This is a genomic window from Haloarcula amylolytica, from assembly GCF_049705545.1.
GTDB classification, from domain to species: Archaea; Halobacteriota; Halobacteria; order Halobacteriales; family Haloarculaceae; genus Haloarcula; species Haloarcula amylolytica_B.
This window is the reverse complement of record NZ_JBNAMU010000001.1, coordinates 2,365,260-2,383,902: the sequence shown is the minus strand read 5'-3', so window position 1 is coordinate 2,383,902 and position 18,643 is coordinate 2,365,260. Positions and strand designations below refer to the sequence as shown.

Genomic DNA, 18,643 nt, shown 5'->3' with positions numbered 1-18,643 from the left:
GCTCCGTCAGGCCGTCCCCGAGAAAAGCCCACCGCTAGCGGGCCCGGTCGACGACCGTCTCGCCGTCGACGACGACGTTGTACGCCTCCTCGTCGTCGTTCCAGAGCACTAGCGCGTTCTCGAATGAGAGCAGGTCGCCGTAGTCGGCTTTCCGGAGGTCCTCGTTCAGTATCGACGCCTCCGTGAGGACGGCGAAGTGGTCGACCTTCTGGCTGCCGTCGCCCAGCAGATACAGCGGGTTCGCCCCCTCCCGTTCGGCGAGGTCGTGGCTGAGTTTCACACCCAGGAAGTTCACCCGGTCGGTGACGTAGTTCTCGGCGTCGGCCATCGGCGCGTGGATGCCCCGGTCCGGCGTCACGTCGTGCTTTCGCTTCCCGTCGGTTCGCAGGACGCTGTAGGCGAACTGCACGTCCGTGTTGACGAACTCGCCCGTCCCGCCCGCGGGGTCGTCGAGCCGCCGCTGCATCGTCGGCACCTCGATATCGGGCTTGCGGTCGAACGACCACGATTCGCTGTCGGGAGACTGGTGGGGCCAGAGGCGCACCGTCGGCCCGTACACCGTCGCCGGGCCGCCGTCGGCCACCTCGCGCTCGACCTGCCGGAGCTGTATCGCCGTGTTCCGGTCGGCGGGGGCCAGCGCCAGTAGCGTTCCGTCGTCGGAAAGCGCCTCGACGTACCGGTAGAGGGTCGCCGCCGCGTCGTCGAGTTCGCTGAGGACGTTGCCGAAGATGATGAGGTCGTATCCCTCATCGGTGCTGCCGTCGCTACCGCTGTCCCCGTCTCCGGTCCCGCCACCGCTGTCGTCGCCGGGAATCGGCGACGACGGATCGAACTCCTCGGCGAGCGCCCGGTGAATCTCCCATCGGACGTTCTGGCCGCTGTCTTCCAGTAGGCTCTCCAGCACGTCCGCGGCGGCGCTCGGTTCGACCGCGTGGTAGTCGAGCAGCGCGTCGTCCGGAAGCAGGTCGCGCAGGGCGAGCGCCGGGCCGCCGACACCGGCCCCGACATCCAGAACTCGGAGCTGTGACGGGAGCAGACCGTCTGCGACGAGGTCCGCGAGGACGTACTTCGCCACGGCGTAGTAGTCAGGGAGGTGGTAGACGGCGTAGCCAAGCGCCGTCAGTTCGTCGTACTCGACGGCCTGGCCCTGGAGATACCGCTCCTTGATGTCACGGATGCGCTCACGGAGTTCGTCACCGCTGTCGCCGCTGTGCCACTCCAGTCCGCCCCACTCTGTCAACAGGTCGATGACCTGCTGTTCGTAGCGGTCGGGGAACCGCTCGACGCCGTCGAAATCTACCGAAAGACGACCCTCAGGTGCCGGAGCGAAGGTTCCGTCGTCCTGTTCGACGATGCCCAGATCGAACGCCTCCTCCCGGAGCACCTGCTTGACGACGGCGGGGTGGGGCTGGCCCTCGACGTACTCGTGTAGCTCCTCGGGGTCCAGCGGTCGGACGTTGCGGAGGTACTGGGCGTTTTCGCGTATCTGCTGGCGTGTTTCCTGGTTCATGAAAGTTGCTCGTAGAGCCGTTCGAAGGTGTCCGCGTCGGCGTCGGCAATCTGCCGGGCGGCGTCGGCGACCGCGTCCGCGCCGTCGAAGGTGTCCTGGATGTCGGCGTACACCCGCGGATCGCCGCCGGTGACCTGCTCGACGAGGTCGAACAGGCCGGCCGAAATCGGCGTCTGAAACCGGTCGGGCACGTCGGCGGCGGCCATCGCGAACGCGAGCACCGCCGCGTGGGCGCTGGCCTGGACTGTTTCCATGGCTTCGTCGTGTTCCGCCGCCGTCGTCTCGAAGCAGTTGTTCCCGGCCTCGTCGAGTGCGTCGACGACGGCAGCAGCGTCGGGTCCCGATACGTCGGCGACGACGGCGACGTTGCCGGGCGCGTTCTCGGGGGCAAACAGCGGGTGGAGGCTCAGTCGCTGGCCGTCAGGCATCGCGTCCCGCATCGCTGCGACGGGGTCTGCCATACTCCCAGTCACATCGACGATTGCACCCGTAGCCAGCGGCGCGAACTCGTGAATGGCCGTCTCGGCGACGGGCATCGGCACCGCGATACAGACGACATCGAAAGTCTCGGTCGCGTCGCTGGCGACAGCGCGCCCGCCGACCGCGTCGGCAGCGGTTTCGGCGGCCGACTGGTCGACATCGGTGAAGGCGACGGACGCGTCGGCGTGGGTCCGGACTGTGCGCGCGAACCACTGGCCCATCGCGCCGGCGCCAACGACGAGGACGTTCATCGGCCCAGCGTAGCCCGCCCCGTCTCAAAAGCCGTTCGGTCACACTCCTGACCGCCGCGACACCGCAGGTGACGATACTCGGGTAGACAGCCGTCGAACAGCCCGCTGTGGTCCGGTTTCCCCCTCCTAAACGCTTATCTGTCGGCCCTGAGAGAACGGTGACATGAAGCGCGTTCGATTCCGTGATACCGCGGGGAATGTCCGGGGGGGCCGCTGGACCGTCGAGGACGGCGAGCCCGTCGTCACCGCCGCCGCCGGACCGTACGGTCGCATCGCGTTCGGCGACGAGTCCTACGACCCCGACGAGGTGGACATTCTCCCGCCCTGCGAGCCGACGAAAGTCGTCTGTATCGGGCGCAACTACGCCGACCACGCCGAAGAGATGGACTCGGACCTCCCGGACAGGCCGATGCTGTTCCTCAAGGCTCCGAACGCCGTCGCGTCCCACGGCAAGCACCTCACGATGCCCTCGGGGAAAGAGCGCATCGACTACGAGGCCGAACTCGGCGTCGTCATCGGCGAGCAGTGCCGGAACGTCAGTGAATCGGGCGCGATGGACGTCGTCGCGGGGTACACCTGCGTCAACGACATCTCCAACCGCGACGACCAGCGGCGGGAACAGAACTGGGTCCGCGGGAAGGCCTTCGACAACGCCTGTCCGATTGGCCCGCTCGTGGCTACGCCGGAGCACGTTCCCGAGGACGCCAGCATCGAACTCCGATTGAACGGCGAGACGAAGCAGTCCTCCTCCCGCGAGCACCTCATCTTCTCGGTGCCCGAACTGATCGCGGAGATAACCTCGTACATGACCTTAGAGCCCGGCGATGTCATCGCCACGGGGACGCCTGAAGGGGTCGGCCCGATGGAGGACGGCGACGAGGTCGAAGTGGAAATCGAAGGAATCGGCACGCTCAAACACAGCGTCAAGATTCCCTAGGCGGGCCAACAGGCCAGTTCCGAAGCTATTCAACGACGATTGCGCCTCTCATCCCTATCGATTCATGCGGTTTACAGGAGTATAGATAGGTCCCAGTTTCCTCGAACGTGTACTCGTGGACGCTGTCGCTCTCGGTGACGAGTTCCGTGTCAAGCGGGCCGTCACCTTTAGAAACGATGTTGTGTGGACCACCGTCGCCGGTCCACTCCCAGACGACGGTCGTTCCAGTCGAAACCTTCAGGGCGGGCGGGCCGAACGCGAACTGACCACCGTTGCCCTTGACTCCGACCGTGACAGTTGTCGTATCGGTGTCGGTGCGGTCGGTAATGGTGCCGCCGAAGTTACTCGCCGGTGCGAGCCACTCGTCGACAGTTGCATTGCCTGAAGTCGGCGGCTCTTTCACGATAACCGTACCTTTCATGCCATCGTCGCGATGGGGTTCGGAGACGTAGCGGTACTCGCCGGTCTCCTCGAAGAAGTAGTGATACCCCGTTCCGGACTGGGCGTTCGTCCGGCCGCTGTCGAACGTGCCGTCGAGGGCGACCACGTTCTGTTGGCCGCCGTGCCCGGTCCAGTCCCACCGAACGAGGGTCATCGGCGGGACTTCGATGACCGGCGGATCGAAGGCCAGTCCGCCATCCTTCTCTTGGCCGACCATGACCGTCGGCCGGGATTCGGGTCCGAAGCGGCGGGCCTCGCCGTCGTAACCGTTGGCGTCGTCGAGCCAGTCGTCGAGGGATTCGGGCGTTGACGCCGTCGTGGCTGTCTCTGTGGGCGTTGACGATGCAGCTTCGGTCCCGTTGTCGGCTGGGTTTGAACTGCTTGAGGAGACGCAGCCGGCGGTAACGGCGAGTGTTGTCAGTCCTGTGCTCGCGAGGAACTGTCTGCGGGTGGAGGGCGGTCGCATGGCATGCTAACCGTTGGTATTACGGGATAGAAAAGGGAGTGTCCCCTTTCCAGATTCTGGAAACAAACGGTTGCCCTTTATCTGATGGTGTTTTATAATCTATATATTGCGCGAGAGCTGATACCCAGGTATCGCAGGACATCGGGGTAATAGCGCCCCACAGGTTTCACGTCGCTGCCCCGTCATATGGAAACCGAACCGCCCGCAGAACTACCTCCGACTGCCCCCTGAGAGGGTCCCTCCGTGGCACACAACGACGCGAGCGAGACGCAGGCGCTGTTCGACGCCCTCGCCGACCCTGACTGTCGCGACATACTCAGGGTTCTCGACGAGCCGCTGCCAGCCAAAGAGGTCGCCTCGGCCTGTGACCTGCCCCAGACAAGCACGTACCGGAAGCTTGAACAACTGAGCGAGGCCGAGCTGGTCGCCGAGGAGACGGAAGTGCGTGCTGACGGGCATCACGCGACGGCGTACGTCCGGGATTGCGGGGGCGTGTTCGTCGGGGTCGACGGTGACGGATCCTTCGATGTCGACGTCCTGCCGGCCGAGGAACGACCGAGCGACCGGCTCGCACTCCTGTGGTCACGCGTCAGCGAGGAACTATGAACGGAGACATCCCACTCATCGTCATCGGATTCAAGACTGTGACAGTGTTGCTCGGTGGGCTCATCACCTACTTCGCAACCCGCGCGGCGCTGAAAACACGGGCGACAGGGCTCACGTTTCTCGCTATCGGATTCGCGACTATCACCGTTGGATCGCTCATCGCCGGCGTCGGAGACCAGCTGTTCGGCTTACCCACCGATGTCGCACTGATCTTCGAGAACGCGCTGACTGCGGTCGGCTTCGCGGTCATCGCGTACTCGCTGTACGTCACCAGCCGCTCTGCGCTGGTGACACGATAAAAACTGATCGCCGACTGTCGCGTTATTCGACGACGACTGCGCCTTTCATGCCCAGCGAGACGTGAGGCACACAGTTGTAGAGGTAGGTCCCGGCTTCTTCGAACGTGTACTCGTAGGTGGTCCCTTCCTCTGCGACAGCCGAACCCGAGTCGAGCGGGCCGTCGCCTTCCGATTTGACGTTGTGGCCGCCGCCTTCACCGGTCCACTCCCAGACGACCGTCGTCCCGGTCGAGACCTTTATCGCGGGCGGATCGAACGCGAACGCGCCGCCGTTACCCTCGGCTCCGACTGCAACGGATACCTCGTCCTGCTCGCTCATGACGACCATGCTGCCATCGAAGTTCGACGAATCGCCGACGTAGTCCGCCACCTCACTCGGCGCTTCGACGGTTTCCATCCCACCACTGCTCTCGGTGTCCATCTCCTCGGCTTCAGTGGTTTCCATCTCCTCTGCTTCGGTGGCTTCCGTTTCGCCGCTGCCACCGTCGCCGCCACTACCGCCATCGCCGCCGGACCCGCCGCAGCCAGCAATGAGTCCAGCGCCTGATACGGCCGCCGTCGTGCGGATGAACGTCCGCCTGTCGAGGTCGTCTGTCATGCGGCTAGAATTATGACTGTGTACTTATAAGGAAGTCGTTTCTGTCGCTTGACCGGGAACAATAATTGAGGATTGTCCCACCCCACAGCGTCTCGATACCGACACAGTTCGGACGGGGATTGATGCGGATACGGACCCTCGATACAGCCAATGGGAGTGTCCGTCCACAGATGACCGTTTGGCTTCGCGGCGACCACCTCCTCCGCCGGTCCGGCCCTGTCGCCAACCGGCCGGACGAACCGGTGCTCCTGATCGAGGCAGAGTCGTTCGCACGCAAACTGCCGTACCACCCACACAAGCTGATTCTGCTGTTCAGTGCAATGCGGCATTTCCGTGACGAGCTCCGGAACGTCGATCGGACGGTCCAGTACCGCCAGACAGAGACTTTCGAGGACGGACTGGCGGCACACTTCGAGGCCCATCCGGACGACACGCTCGTAACCAACCGACCACAGACCGAGTCCGCACAGGCGCGTCTCGAAACGCTAGTAGCCGACGCCGACGGAACGATTGAATTCGTCCCCGACGAACGCTTCCTCTGCCCACCTTCGCAGTTCGACGAGTGGGCGGGGGACGGGCGCTATCGACACGAGGATTTCTACCGGTTCATGCGCCGGGAGACGGGGTACCTACTGTCCGACGGGGACCCCGTTGGCGGCGAGTGGAACTACGACGATCAGAACCGGGAGACGCCACCGGACGAGTGGACGCCGCCGGAGCCCCCGACATTCGAACCGGACGCAGTCACCGAGGACGTTATCGAGTGGGTCGAGGAAACGTTCGAGGGGAGCTACGACGAGCGACCGTACGGCGGCGACTGGGCCGACCCCGAGCCGTTTCGCTGGCCGGTCACTCGCCGGCAGGCTGTCCGAGCCCTGGACCACTTCGTTACGAACCGACTAACGGAGTTCGGGCCGTACCAGGACGCGATGCTGGAGGAAGAGTGGGCGATGAGCCACAGCCTGCTCTCCACGTCGCTCAATCTGGGACTCCTCGGTCCCGATGAAGTTATCGAGCGCGCTATCGCCGCCTACCAGGACGGCGACGCACCGCTGCCCAGCGTCGAAGGGTTCGTCCGACAGGTGCTTGGCTGGCGCGAGTTCCTCCGGCACGTCTACCGCCGGGAGATGCCGGATTTAGCCGAGGCGAACCAGCTCGGCGCGAGCGAGGCCCTGCCGGACTTCTACTGGGACGGCGACACCGACATGGCGTGTCTCTCCGACGTGGTCGACGGCGTCCGAAAGCGGGGCTACTCACACCACATCGAGCGGCTGATGATTCTCGCGAACTTCGGTCTCATTTACGGCGTCGAGCCGGCGCAACTGAACCGCTGGTTCCACGCCGGCTACGTCGACGCCTTCCACTGGGTGACGACGCCGAATGTCGTCGAGATGGGGCTATACGGCGCGGGTGTGTTCGCCACCAAGCCGTACGCGTCGTCGGCGAACTACGTGGACAAGATGAGCGACTACTGCTCTGGCTGTCCGTACTACAAGACGAAAACGACCGGTGACGGTGCGTGCCCGTTCAACGCGCTGTACTGGGACTTCTTGGACCGAAACGAAGATACACTCCGGTCCAACCATCGAATGGGGCTGATGTACAGCCACGTCGACAACAAAAGCGACGAGGAACTCGCGGAGATACGCGAGCGGGCCGCAGAGATTCGGGAGATGGCGGCCGCTGGCGACCTCTGAGCGCGACCGTGCCCCGCGAGCGCCGCTCGGCTACTCCTCTCCCTCTGCCGCGTCGGCCGCCTGCCGTTGTTGCATCTCGTGGCGAGTAAACTGCGGCGACGACAGCGCCGGCCCGCGGCGTCGGCGGAACGACCACGCGAGAATCCCGAGCACCGCCGCGCTCCCGCCCAGCGCGAGCCCAGCGGGCTGGAGTCCGCTCACGGTGTAGAGGTAGGCACTCACCGGCACCCCGGCGCTGGCGACGATCCCGAGCAGGAGCCGCTTGGCGAGAACCCGACTCAGTCCGTCGGAGTCTTCGAGTACAGTCTTGACAAGCAGTTCTTCGCGCTCGACCCTGTCGAGTGCGTCCTCTAGCTTCGGGGCTGTCCGCACCGCTGACCGGGTCGAGTCCGTCACTGTCTCTTGGATTTCCGTCTTGATCCGCTCCCGGACATCGTCCCCAGCGCCCTGCTCCATGACGTACTCGGAAATAATTTCGATGAAGTCGAACTCGGGGTCGAGCGTCCGACAGACGCCTTCGAGGACCGTCGTTACCCGGACCACCAGCGCCAGGTCCTGTGGCAGGCGCATCGGGAACTCGTACAGTTGCGTCTCGAACTGGCCAACCAGCTGTTCGATGCGGTACTCGCTGATGTCCTCGCCGCGGAACTGCTCGATCACGATATCGAAAGCCTCCCGCATCACCTCGCGGTCGGCCATCGGGTCCAGCGCCCCCATCTCGACGAAGGCGTCCATCACCCGGTCCACGTCGTCGGTCGCCAGGCCGACGTAGAAATCCAGTAGCTGGTCCTGCGTCCGGGGCCCGAGGTAGCCGGTCATCCCGAAATCGTAGAAGACGATCGTCCCGTCGGGCTGGACCGCCAGATTACCGGGATGGGGGTCGGCGTGGAAGAGGCCATCTTCGACGATCATCTGAATGTACACCTCCTCGAGCCGGCGGACAAGCGCCGGGCGGTCGATGCCGAGTTCGTCCAATCGCTCCACGTCGTCAATTTTCACGCCGTCGATGTACGTCATCGTCAGCACGCGGTCCGTCGAGTGGCTTTCGACGACGTCCGGGATGGCGATGTCGTCGTCATCTGTGAAGTTGTCGCCGATCTCCCGGAGCATCCGCGCCTCGTGGCCGTAGTCCATCTCCCGGCGAACCGTCGTCGCGAACTCCTCGGTGAGGTTTTCCAGCGTGAACGCCTGGCCCGGATCAGCACCGTAGGTGAGCACCGGCAACAGCGTCGACAGCACGCGCAGGTCGGATTCGACGCGCGTTCTGATGTTTGGTCGGAGAACCTTCACCGCGACCCGCTGGCCGTCGAGCCGCGCTTCGTACACCTGCCCAAGCGAGGCCCCGGAGATGGCTGTCGTGTCGAACTCTTCGAACAGCGCGTCGATGTCGTCGCCCAGTTCCCGTTCGATGACAGGCTCGATGGTGGCCCACGCGTCCGGTGGAACGTTGTCCTGTAGCTCCGAGAGCACGTCCACGTACGCCCGCGGCAGGGCGTCGGGCCGGGTCGACAGCATCTGCCCGAGTTTGATAAACGCCGGACCGAGGTCGACGAAAGTATCCTTCAAGTAGCGAGCGCGCCGCGTCCGCGTCTCGGGGGCTACTGTCCGGGACCGACCGAACAGGAGGAACCGATTGCGGTCTCGACTCCACTGCCAGAGCAGCGGGACGAACTGCCAGACGATGACGAGCGCCCGCCAGAGCGCCCGGAGCCGGACGCCGACACCGCCCGGCTGTGACACTGTCTGTCCCGTCGGCTCGTCGGCGACACGCTCCTCGGCAGTCACTGTCCCCAAATGAGGCCCGGCGACAGATGAGTCTGCTGGAGACGGTCCCCGCTCAGCGACGGAGGAAGCCGAACAGGCGGTACTCCGAATCCGGCGTGTACCGGCGGAACGCGAGGCTGTTTGCGAGCACCGACACGGACGAGGCGGCCATCGCGGCAGCGGCCAGCACTGGCTGAAGGAGTCCCAGCGAGGCCAGCGGAATCATGACGGTGTTGTACCCGAGCGCCCAGAACAGGTTCTGCTTGATCTTCCGGAGCGTGGCCTCGGAGATCCGGATGGCCTTCACCACGTCGGCGGGGTCGTCCCGGAGCAGGGTCACGTCCCCGGCCTCGATTGCCACGTCGGTCCCCGAGCCGATGGCACAGCCGACGCTCGCGGCGGCCAGCGCGGGCGCGTCGTTGACTCCGTCGCCGACCATCATCGCCTGGTCGCCGTCGCTCTGGAGGTCATCGACGGCGTCGGCCTTGTCCTCCGGCAGCACGTCGGCCATCACGTTGTCGGGGTCGATTCCGACCTCCTCGGCGACGGCGCGGGCGGTCCGACCGTTATCGCCGGTGATGAGCCAGACGCCGAGGCCGCGATCTCGCAAACCGCTTACGGCGGCCTTCGCGGACTCTTTGACCGTGTCGGCGTCGGCGACGATACCGAGGAGCCGGTAGTCCGGGTCGTCGGTCTCGGTGTCGTCACCGCCGGCGTCCTCGGCCAGCGCGACCAGCATCGCCGTCTTGCCCTCGCGTTCGAGGGCGTCCATCCGGTCCTCTGCCGGAGCGGTGTCGACGCCGGCCTCGGACAGCAGTTTTCGGTTGCCGACGAGGACGCGACCGTGGCGCGTCGTCGCTTTCACGCCCTGGCCGGGGATGTTCTCGAACGCGTCGGGGTCCTCGACCTCGATGCCCCGGTCGCGCGCGCCCTCGACGATAGCCTCGGCCAGCGGGTGCTCGCTGGCGTGTTCGGCGCTGGCTGCGACTTCGAGGACGAACTCCTCGGTCAGCTCGCGCCCGGGCTTGAGCGTCCCGCCGTCGGTAGCGGGACCGACGACCTCTACATCTGTGAGTTCCATCTCGCCTTTCGTCAGCGTCCCCGTCTTGTCGAAGACGACGGTGTCGACCTCGTGGACGCGTTCGAGCACGTCCCCGCCCTTGAACAGGACGCCGTTGCGTGCGCCGATTGCCGTCCCGACCATCGTCGCCGCGGGCGTCGCCAGCCCCAGCGCGCAGGGACAGGCGATCAGGACGGCGGAGGCGAACACGACGACCGCGAACTCGCTCACGCCGACGCCGGCCGGGCCACCCGCGGCCAGTCCCCACAGCGGGAGCGCGTCGACGAAGGCCGCCAGCGTCTCCGGCGCGACCGCCCACAGCACCGCCCAGAGGACGGCGTTGCCGATGACCGCCGGGACGAAGTACGCCGAGATGCGGTCGGCGACGTTCTGGATGTCGGGCTGGCGGGACTGGGCCTGCCGGACCCGCTCGGCGATCTGCTGGATGGCGGTCTCCGAGCCGACCTTCGTCGCCTCGACTTCGAGGACGCCGTTCTGGTTCACCGTCGAGCCGATGACCTCGTCACCCTCGCCTTTCTCGACCGGGACGGACTCGCCGGTCACCATCGACTCGTCGACGGCCGAGTCGCCGTCTACCACGACGCCGTCTGTCGGAATCTTCTCCCCGGGGCGGACTTTCAGCCGGTCGCCGACCCCCACCTCGTCGATGGGAATCTCTTCCTCGCTGCCGTCCTCGCGGACGACCGTCGCCGTGTCGGCCTCCATCTCAAGGAGTTGCTGGATGGCGGCCCCGGCCTGGCTCTTCGAGCGGGCTTCGAGGTAGTTCCCGAGCGTGATGAACACGAGAATCAGCGCGGCCGTGTCGAAGTACAGCCCCGTGCTCGCGATGAGACCCGCCAGCGCGGCAACTGAGTAGACGTACGCCGTCGAGGAACCCAGGGCGATGAGCACGTCCATGTTCGCCCGGCGGTTGTTGACCAGCGCTTTGTAGGAGTTCTCGTAGAACGGCTTGCCGAGCAGCAGCTGGACCGGCGTCGCCAGCGCGAAGGCGACCCAGCCCTGTGGGACCCCCAGAATCGTCTCGCCGACGAGACCGAGCGAGAACAGGTGGTCCGCCATGAACAGCAGGAGTGGGGCCGAGAATATCGCTCCGAACAGCGTGAGACGGAGCTGTCTGCGCGTCTCCTCGTTGCGCGCGGCGGCCCTGCGGTCAGCGCCGGACTGCTCACCGCCGGAGCCGTCACCGCCGTTCTCACTCTCGCCGTCCTCTCTGATAGGCGTGTAGCCGGCTGACTCGATAGCATCGTAGAGGTCCGCACGCGACACGTCGGCCGGGTTGTAGGTGATCTGGGCCTCGTCGGTGGCGTAGTTCACGTCGGCCTCGATGACGCCCGCAGTCGCTTCCAGCGCCTCTTCGTTGGTGTCCGCGCAGTTCGCACACGACATGTCGGTGATGCCGACGGTCACCGTCTCTGTCGCCATGCCGTAGCCGGCTTCCTGGACAGCAGCGACGATGTCAGCGAGCGATACCACGTCAGGGTCGTACTCGACGCTCCCCTCGTCGGTGGCGTAGTTCGCGTCGACGGACGCGACCCCGTCCAACTCGCCCACCGACTCCTCAATCGTGCCCGCGCAGTTGGCACAGCTCATTCCCGTCAGTTCGAGACGGGTGGTCCGATTACTCATCTTGTCTTCCTATACGCCCCCCATGTTCATGCGGTTTGTCCCTTTGATCCGAAGGTCAGATTTGGACGTTAGATTTAGAAGTAAACTCATATATGACCTCACATACTATTCTAAAGTCTATGCTGGCGTTCAGACCCCCTCTCTCAGCGACTCGTACTGGTCGACGAACCGTTCCGCACAGGAGCCACAGCAGAAGTAGTACCGCTCGCCGTCGAGCGTGCGCTGTTCGCCTTCCTCGTCGACAGAGTTGCCACACTCCGCGCAGTCAGGTGCGAACTCCGCCGCACCCAGCCCGACGGTCCACTCGCTGTCCGCGATCATCCGAACCTCGTAGCGGTCCACGTCCCCGAGGTCGATGTGTTCGGAGAGAAGTTCGCTCGCGTCGGACTGGGGGACGGTCGCCGCCAGAACTACCCGGCCGCCGGCGGTCTGATAGACACGCTCGACGGTATCTGCGTCGCTGACCGCTGCAGCGATGTCGGCGGCCCGACCCGGCTTCGCGTCTACTTCGATCAGGACCGGCACGCCGGCTTGCAGCAGTGAGCGGTCGACATCGAGAGTAAACCCCTGTATCAGTCCCATTTCAACGAGTCGGTCGACGCGGTCCGAAACTGCAGGGGCCGAGAGGTCCACTCGCTCGGCGATGTCGCTGTAGGGCCGTCTGGCGTCTTCGAGCAGGAGTCGGAGGATCTCGTGATCGGTGTCGTCGAGTCCGGGCATATCGGACCAACTTCCAGCGCCGATTTATGCGTTGTGTCCGCCCCCGTCTGTGGTTCACCGGAAGCATGGGGTCCGAGAACCGCGCTGGATTAGATCAGTCTAATCTATTAATTAGATACTAACTATTAAATACTTCTGCGATAGCAATCCACATATAATGACTATCGAATCTTGTAGCGAGCAGTCGCGTGGACTCACCCGCAGGCAAGCCCTCTGTGCCGGAGCGGGAGTGTTTGCATCCGGACTTGCCGGCTGTCTTACCGGCGGTGGGGCCGAAGCGTCCACAAGCGAAGGCGACGCAAGCGGCGCGGACGGACCGGTCGTGGTGGCGTCTTTCTTCAGTTTCTACGACTTCGCTCGCGAGGTCGCACGCGGGACGCCGATAACGGTCAGGAACCTCATCCCGACCGGACTGCACGGCCACGGCTGGGAACCGGACGCGAGCATCACGCGGGATATCATCGACGCGGACGCGTTCATCCACGTCGGCCCGGACTTCCAGCCGTGGGCGGACCGGGCGATTCAGACGCTCGAAGACGACGACGTGGATACCGAACTCATCAACGTCCGCGAGGGTATCGAACTCGAATCGCTCGCGGCGAGCCTCGACCGCGACGAGGAGGGGGTCGGACAGAACAGAGCCAGCGACCCCCATTTCTGGCTCGACCCGCAGCGCGCGAAACAGTCGGTCGACAACATCTCCGAGGGGCTGGTCGGGCTCGCGCCGGATTTCGAAGGCACGCTCCGGGACAATGCCGAGACGTACAAGTCAGCGGTTCTCGACCGCATCGACGCTGACTACGCCGAGATTTTCGACCGGGCTGACCGGAACGTGGTCCAGCTCGCGGCGCACAACGCCTTCCAGTACATCGGGGCGCGCTACGGCGTCAGGATGCGCCCGCTCGTGGTCAATCTCGCGGCCAGCGGTGACGTGAAGCCGTCGGACATCACCGAGGCGAAGGCGGTCATCGAAGACAACGACATCCGGTACATCGGGGCCGGCGTCTTCGAAACCCGGAAGCCGGCGAGACAACTGATCGCCGAGACATCGGTCGAGGCTTACTACCCGGTGACGCCGTACGCCGGCGTCCGTGAGGAGTGGGTGGCAAACGACTGGGGCTACGAGGAGATCGCCTATCAGATAAATATGCCGACGTTCGAGGTCGTCCTGGGCAACAAGGCGCCCGAAGACGCGGGTCCCGACGGCTGGAACGAGACCTGGCGGAACTTCGAGTGATTATGTCGATGCGTTCCCACCACCGAGACAATACTGACGAAGCGACGACCGATTCGGACGGGAACGGGTCACCCGTCGTCGAACTCGCGGACGTGTCGTTCGGGTACACCTCCACACCCGTCGTCGAAGATATCAGCGTCAGTATCGACGCCGGGGAGTACGTCGCCGTGGTCGGCCCGAACGGCTCCGGCAAATCGACGCTCATGCAGTTGCTGCTCGGCCTGCTGGAACCGGACACAGGCACTGCGGAGCTGTTCGGCGTCGACGCGACGGCGTTCGACGACGGGGCCAGAGTCGGCTACGTCGCGCAACGCTCCGGCGCGAGCCAGGAGATGCCGATAACGGTCCGCGAAGTGGTGAAGATGGGCCGGTTCCCACACGTCGGGTTCGGCCGGCTCTCCGCAGTCGATTGGCGAATCGTCGACAGGGCCATCGACACGGTCGGGATGACGGCGTTCGCCGACAGGCGAATTACCCAGCTCTCCGGCGGGCAGCGCCAGCGGGCGTTCATCGCCCGAGCGCTGGCGGGCGAGGCCGACCTGCTCGTCCTGGACGAGCCGACCGTCGGCGTGGACACCGAATCGGTCGACGCCTTCTACGGACTGCTCGACTCGCTCCACGCCGAGGGGATCACCGTCCTCCTCATCGAACACGACCTGCAGGCCGTCACCAAACACGCGGAGCGGGTCATCTGTCTGAACCGGGAGATCTACTTCGACGGCCCGTCGACGGAATTCACTGACAGCGCGGCGCTGGCCAGAGCGTTCGGGACGGGTGCACAGTCGCTGACCGGAGGCGGCGGATGACGCTCGCATTTGCTTCTGGTGGCGTCTACGAGGTGTTCCTTCCGGTCCTCGAAGCCTGGTACTGGCTGCTGACACAGCTCTACCATCTGACCGGGCTGGAGCTCATCAGCCCCGAGTACACCTTCATGTACCGGGCGATACTCGTCGGGCTGTGCGTCGGCGTTATCGCGCCGCTCATCGGGACCTTCCTCGTCCACCGCCAGCTAGCACTCATCGGGGATGCGCTCGCCCACACGGCCTTCGCCGGCGTCGCCGTCGGGCTGTTTCTCAACAGCGTCTTCGAGCTGGGCGTCTCGCCGTATCTCACCGCCGTCGTCGTGGCCGTTATCGCGGCGCTGCTCATCGAACTCATCTCCGAGGCGACCGACGCCTACAACGACGTGTCGATGGCGATTGTCCTCTCGACCGGGTTCGCGCTGGGAACGGTCCTCATCAGCCTCAACGCCGGCGGACTGGCCGTGGGTATCAATCAGTACCTGTTTGGCAACCTCTCGACGGTGTCCGCCGAGAACGCGGTCATCATGCTCGGGCTGTTCACCGTCATCGTCGCAACGGTCGCGCTCACCCGAAACCAGTTGCTGTACGTCACGTTCGACGAGACTGCCGCTGCCGTCTCCGGGCTCCCGGTGGCCTGGTACAACCGGATCATGGTGATGCTGACGGCGCTCGTCGTCGTCGGCGCGATGCAGATAATGGGCGTCATCCTCGTCGCGGCCATGCTGGTCGTCCCGGTCGCCGGCGCGACGCAGGTGTCCCGGAGCTTCTCGGAGTCGCTCCTGGTCTCGATTGTGTTGGCCGAACTGGCCGTCGTGATCGGCATCGGTGTCTCATATTACGCCGGTGCGACAGCCGGCGGCGTCATCGTGCTCGTCGCGGTGGGGATCTACGTCCTCTCGGTGGTTGCCGGGAAAGCCCGCCAGACGGGCGCTCCGGACGAGACGCGGGAACTCGACAGCATCAGTCAGGACTGAACTACGACCTCGACGGGGGCTGATGGTCGCAATTGAGGGCCACGGTTGGTGACTAAGCGCTAGCTTGCGAGCGAGTCATCGGAACGCGTCACAGTCGCTACTTCCGCTCTGCCAGTGGACTACGTCGTCGCCGGTGTACTCGACAATGACATCGTAGCAGTTGTCGTCGTCGAACGTCGTCGCCTCCGAGAGGTCGGTCCCGGCGATGGCCGTCGCTATCGTTATGCTGCCCCGTCTGTCCGGAAGCGCATCGTCCAGTTCCACGGTTGCGCCGTCTTCGTCAGCCGCGACGGTATGTGTCTCGTCGTACACCGTTTCGCGGCCGACCGTGACCGTGAACTCGAACTCACGTGTCGCCGACCCGGTATTCGTCAGCCGTACGCCGGCGAGCCGAGCGCTCGCGGTACTGAGCGCGGAACAGCCCGAGAGTGCGAAGAGTGTGCCTGCTGTGAGGACGGTGCGTCTGGAGGGCATCATCCAGAACTGTTCGGCCGTTCTCGAAAAGTCTTCTGTCGCTCACACAGCAGCCGGCAGCACACCGTCTCAGACCCCCATCTGCGCCGCGATGCCCGATATCATCGTTTCCCACAGCGAGAACCCCATCGTCACGCTCAGGGCGAAGTCCGCGGCGAAAAACAGGAACAGCCCCGCGCCGACGAAGTGGGCCATTCGCAGATTGAAGCGATGGGCGAAGCGGTGGAAAAACAGCGCGTTGGCGAGGCTCACCGGAATGATGGCGAGCATCTCACCGGCCCAGATGGCACTGGGATGGGCGCTGTACTGGGCGGCGAGTGTGATCGTGATGAGCTGGGTCTTGTCGCCGAACTCGCCGAAGGCCATCATCGCGAAGATGGGCAGGAAGCCGCCGAGCTTGTTCGGCACACGCCAGTCGACGATAGGGACGCGAACGTCTAGCTGGCCGCCGTCAGTGGTGAAGCCGGACGCGGGTTCCTGTTGCTCCGCGTCGGCTGCCGGGGCGCTGCGAAGCAGTAGTATCGCGAACAGCAGGAACATCCCGGCGGTGAGGCTTTCGAGGACGATTCCGGGCAGTACCGACGTGATCGCGGAACCGAACCAGATCTCCAGTGCCGTCCAGCCGGCGAAGGCCGTGCCGGCGGCGCTGACGACGAGAAACGGGTTGAACCGCGTCGACAGGCCGGCGATGATGAACTGGACCTTCTCGCCGGGAAGGACCGCCAACTGTGCACCGGCTGCTATCGCTACCACTGTCAGCCACGTCGCGTCGCTCACACCTGGCTCACTCCGTCTTCGCTCTGCGTGTCCGGTGCGCGGACCTGAATCGCGTCGGCGATGTGGTCCGGTAACGACACTGACGCCCCGCTCTCTAGCTGGACTGTCACCATCCCGATAGGGGCGACCTCCTCGACGGTCAGCACGGTTCCCGGTGTGATGCCGGCGTCGGAGAGATACGTGAGTTCGTCGGGGTCACGGTCCCGGACCCGTGCGACTTCGAGTCGCCCCCCTTCCCCGTGCTCCGACAGCGCCGTCGCGGACTCGTCGTCGATGGGGTCCAGCGAGTCGCTGGGAATCGGGTCCCCGTGGGGATCGAATTCCGGTTCGTCGAGGACGGCCGCGACCCGGCGCTCGAACTCCTCGCTGATGTGGTGTTCGAGCACCTCCGCTTCCTCGTGAACCTCGGCCCAGTCGTAGCCCAACTGCTCGGTGAGAAAGGTCTCAAGCAGGCGGTGGTGGCGGATGATCTCCAGGGCGACCGTCTCGCCTTCCGGCGTCGTCCGCACGCCCTTGTACTTCTCGCGTTCGATCAGGCCGCGGTCGGCCAGTTTCTCGACCATACTGGTGACCGTCGGTGCCGTAACGTCCAGCATCTCGGCGATAGTAGACGGGGAAATCGGCGGGTCGCCGTCCCGCTCCAGACGATAGATCGCCTTCAGATAATCCTCCATCTTGGCACTCAACATACACCAAATTAGCCGGATCTAACGCAAAAGATTGGCGGTTCCAACAACTTTGCATGTGCCGGTCAGATCCGGCGACCGTTATCACTCGTCAGCAGCGTACGTTTCTCGCCGGTGCCGGGTGAGGAGCCACAGAAACAGATAGCCGATAGCACCCAGAACGAACAGCGTCGCGGGAATGAGAAATGGTCCGAACGTCCGAACGAGCGTCTCGATCCCCGACAAACCGACCATACCCCGGCTAGGGACGTTGCCCTGATAAAGCTCAAGGGTCGGGCAAGCACAGCTACCGACCCACTCATTCGGGAGTATCGCGGCCTGTGGTGCGAAATCAGCGACGCGGCCGTGAATTCAGCTTGACCCGCTCAGATAAGGTCCTGATCTTCCAGCGAGGCCATGACATCGTCGACGAACGCATCAACGTTGTCGTACGGGAACTCCCCGTCGAGTTTCGTGTTCAGTTCCATCGCCGTCATCGAGAAGTCGCCGGATTCGAACTTCGTCGACGGGCCGCTCGGGAGCGCCGGAACGAGATCCATTGGGCTGGAGATCGGGTAGTCTGCTTCCTCAAACGCCTCGACAAACTGTGAGCGGAGGTCTTCTTTATCAACCATGGCCGGACGTTGTGCGAGAATTATCATAAAAGGTTCGACATCGGTACACTTTCCCATTGTTTGGAGTTTATTCTGGGGCCGCGTCGTTGTTGGACCCTCGCGTCGTCGGGTCAGTGTGGGGTCGTATGAGAACGCCGCGTCTGTCCGACCGGCGCGACGGTCCCGGGTTGCTTACCGTACCCGGTTCTCGTCATCCGTGTCGCGCCGGGCCACCCGTTCGGCCGTCTCGCGGTCAGTCTCGACGCGCTGATCGCGTTCGCTTCGGACCAGCGCGTACAGGGCCAGCGGTGCGGCCACCGCGAGCAGTAGGACCACGACGAACAGCCCGGTTACGGCGGGCATCGTCAGCCGAGGAAGATATCCGCCAGGTCACTGCCCGCGGACCCAGTGTCTCGGTACAGTTCCGAGTAGCCACAGTTCGTACACGTGACGACCTGGAACTGGTTCGTCTGGATGTCGAACATCTTCGAGAAGCCGCCGCCGGTGGTCGAGATGCTACCCACGTCGGTACCGGTGTGACCGCATTTCGGACAGCCGCGGTCGTCGTCTTGCGGTGGAGTGTTGGAGGGCATTGCAGCCGACGTTTTGTCCCCCTACGTAAC

The 18,643-nt window shown here is 64.6% G+C and carries 21 protein-coding genes; 7 read left to right on the top strand and 14 right to left on the bottom strand.

Annotation, left to right across the window (positions count from 1 at the left end):
* Positions 1-34: 34 nt before the first annotated feature.
* Positions 35-1,510 (bottom strand): small ribosomal subunit Rsm22 family protein, encoded by a 1,476-nt coding sequence (locus tag ACOZ4H_RS12400; RefSeq protein ID WP_424329569.1) that lies wholly within the window; start codon positions 1,508-1,510, stop codon positions 35-37.
* A complete protein-coding gene (locus ACOZ4H_RS12395) occupies positions 1,507-2,241 on the bottom strand; it encodes a prephenate dehydrogenase/arogenate dehydrogenase family protein (RefSeq protein WP_424329568.1) in 735 nt (244 codons plus the stop codon). Before ACOZ4H_RS12395 ends, ACOZ4H_RS12400 begins: the two co-directional genes overlap by 4 nt.
* A gap of 163 nt (positions 2,242-2,404) precedes the next feature.
* Here ACOZ4H_RS12395 and ACOZ4H_RS12390 point away from each other — a divergent pair, with 163 nt between their 5' ends.
* Positions 2,405-3,178 (top strand): fumarylacetoacetate hydrolase family protein, encoded by a 774-nt coding sequence (locus tag ACOZ4H_RS12390; RefSeq protein ID WP_424329567.1) that lies wholly within the window; start codon positions 2,405-2,407, stop codon positions 3,176-3,178.
* A gap of 25 nt (positions 3,179-3,203) precedes the next feature.
* On the opposite strand, the gene ACOZ4H_RS12385 is transcribed toward ACOZ4H_RS12390, so the two are convergent.
* Entirely contained in the window at positions 3,204-4,085 is an 882-nt protein-coding gene (locus ACOZ4H_RS12385) for a halocyanin domain-containing protein (protein ID WP_424329566.1), read from the bottom strand.
* A 243-nt stretch (positions 4,086-4,328) separates the two neighbouring features.
* Here ACOZ4H_RS12385 and ACOZ4H_RS12380 point away from each other — a divergent pair, with 243 nt between their 5' ends.
* Entirely contained in the window at positions 4,329-4,691 is a 363-nt protein-coding gene (locus tag ACOZ4H_RS12380; protein ID WP_424329565.1) for a winged helix-turn-helix domain-containing protein, read from the top strand.
* Positions 4,688-4,990 (top strand): DUF7521 family protein, encoded by a 303-nt coding sequence (locus tag ACOZ4H_RS12375; protein WP_424329564.1) that lies wholly within the window; start codon positions 4,688-4,690, stop codon positions 4,988-4,990. The genes ACOZ4H_RS12380 and ACOZ4H_RS12375 overlap by 4 nt, the downstream gene beginning before the upstream one ends.
* Positions 4,991-5,012: 22 nt before the next feature.
* Here ACOZ4H_RS12375 and ACOZ4H_RS12370 read toward each other — a convergent pair whose 3' ends face one another.
* Positions 5,013-5,588, bottom strand: a complete 576-nt coding sequence (locus ACOZ4H_RS12370) for a halocyanin domain-containing protein (RefSeq protein ID WP_424329563.1) — start codon at positions 5,586-5,588, stop codon at positions 5,013-5,015.
* Between the two features lie 170 nt (positions 5,589-5,758).
* Here ACOZ4H_RS12370 and ACOZ4H_RS12365 point away from each other — a divergent pair, with 170 nt between their 5' ends.
* Entirely contained in the window at positions 5,759-7,285 is a 1,527-nt protein-coding gene (locus ACOZ4H_RS12365; RefSeq protein ID WP_424329562.1) for a cryptochrome/photolyase family protein, read from the top strand.
* A gap of 30 nt (positions 7,286-7,315) precedes the next feature.
* Here the strand turns inward: ACOZ4H_RS12365 and ACOZ4H_RS12360 are convergent, their stop codons facing one another.
* From ACOZ4H_RS12360 to ACOZ4H_RS12350, 3 genes are all read right to left on the bottom strand, one after another.
* The gene (locus ACOZ4H_RS12360) at positions 7,316-9,070 is read right to left on the bottom strand and encodes an ABC1 kinase family protein (RefSeq protein ID WP_424329561.1); all 1,755 of its coding nucleotides are present in this window, start codon (positions 9,068-9,070) and stop codon (positions 7,316-7,318) included.
* Positions 9,071-9,122: 52 nt separating this feature from the next.
* On the bottom strand, positions 9,123-11,756 hold the full coding sequence (locus ACOZ4H_RS12355; protein WP_424329560.1) for a heavy metal translocating P-type ATPase: 2,634 nt from the start codon (positions 11,754-11,756) through the stop codon (positions 9,123-9,125).
* Positions 11,757-11,885: 129 nt separating this feature from the next.
* Positions 11,886-12,476, bottom strand: coding sequence for a winged helix-turn-helix transcriptional regulator (locus tag ACOZ4H_RS12350; protein ID WP_424329559.1), 591 nt, complete (start codon positions 12,474-12,476; stop codon positions 11,886-11,888).
* Between the two features lie 157 nt (positions 12,477-12,633).
* Between ACOZ4H_RS12350 and ACOZ4H_RS12345 the strand changes: the two genes are divergently transcribed.
* Genes ACOZ4H_RS12345 through ACOZ4H_RS12335 form a run of 3 tightly spaced genes read left to right on the top strand, consistent with a single transcriptional unit; the run spans position 12,634 to position 15,490 of the window.
* Positions 12,634-13,713, top strand: coding sequence for a metal ABC transporter substrate-binding protein (locus tag ACOZ4H_RS12345; RefSeq protein ID WP_424329558.1), 1,080 nt, complete (start codon positions 12,634-12,636; stop codon positions 13,711-13,713).
* A gap of 8 nt (positions 13,714-13,721) precedes the next feature.
* Complete coding sequence (locus tag ACOZ4H_RS12340; protein WP_424329557.1) at positions 13,722-14,519, top strand: metal ABC transporter ATP-binding protein; 798 nt, start codon at positions 13,722-13,724, stop codon at positions 14,517-14,519.
* On the top strand, positions 14,516-15,490 hold the full coding sequence (locus ACOZ4H_RS12335) for a metal ABC transporter permease (RefSeq protein WP_424329556.1): 975 nt from the start codon (positions 14,516-14,518) through the stop codon (positions 15,488-15,490). Before ACOZ4H_RS12340 ends, ACOZ4H_RS12335 begins: the two co-directional genes overlap by 4 nt.
* Before the next feature lie 75 nt (positions 15,491-15,565).
* Here ACOZ4H_RS12335 and ACOZ4H_RS12330 read toward each other — a convergent pair whose 3' ends face one another.
* From ACOZ4H_RS12330 to ACOZ4H_RS12300, 7 genes are all read right to left on the bottom strand, one after another.
* Positions 15,566-15,964, bottom strand: coding sequence for a hypothetical protein (locus ACOZ4H_RS12330; RefSeq protein WP_424329555.1), 399 nt, complete (start codon positions 15,962-15,964; stop codon positions 15,566-15,568).
* A 69-nt stretch (positions 15,965-16,033) separates the two neighbouring features.
* Positions 16,034-16,741 (bottom strand): TMEM165/GDT1 family protein, encoded by a 708-nt coding sequence (locus ACOZ4H_RS12325; protein WP_424329554.1) that lies wholly within the window; start codon positions 16,739-16,741, stop codon positions 16,034-16,036.
* A complete protein-coding gene (locus ACOZ4H_RS12320; protein WP_424329553.1) occupies positions 16,738-17,430 on the bottom strand; it encodes a metal-dependent transcriptional regulator in 693 nt (230 codons plus the stop codon). The genes ACOZ4H_RS12325 and ACOZ4H_RS12320 overlap by 4 nt, the downstream gene beginning before the upstream one ends.
* 81 nt (positions 17,431-17,511) lie before the next feature.
* Positions 17,512-17,661, bottom strand: coding sequence for a hypothetical protein (locus ACOZ4H_RS12315; RefSeq protein WP_200830810.1), 150 nt, complete (start codon positions 17,659-17,661; stop codon positions 17,512-17,514).
* A 131-nt stretch (positions 17,662-17,792) separates the two neighbouring features.
* Entirely contained in the window at positions 17,793-18,041 is a 249-nt protein-coding gene (locus ACOZ4H_RS12310) for an MTH865 family protein (RefSeq protein ID WP_424329552.1), read from the bottom strand.
* A gap of 171 nt (positions 18,042-18,212) precedes the next feature.
* The gene (locus ACOZ4H_RS12305) at positions 18,213-18,383 is read right to left on the bottom strand and encodes a hypothetical protein (RefSeq protein WP_424329551.1); all 171 of its coding nucleotides are present in this window, start codon (positions 18,381-18,383) and stop codon (positions 18,213-18,215) included.
* Between the two features lie 2 nt (positions 18,384-18,385).
* Positions 18,386-18,613, bottom strand: coding sequence for a zinc ribbon domain-containing protein (locus ACOZ4H_RS12300; RefSeq protein WP_424329550.1), 228 nt, complete (start codon positions 18,611-18,613; stop codon positions 18,386-18,388).
* Between the last annotated feature and the right edge of the window lie 30 nt (positions 18,614-18,643).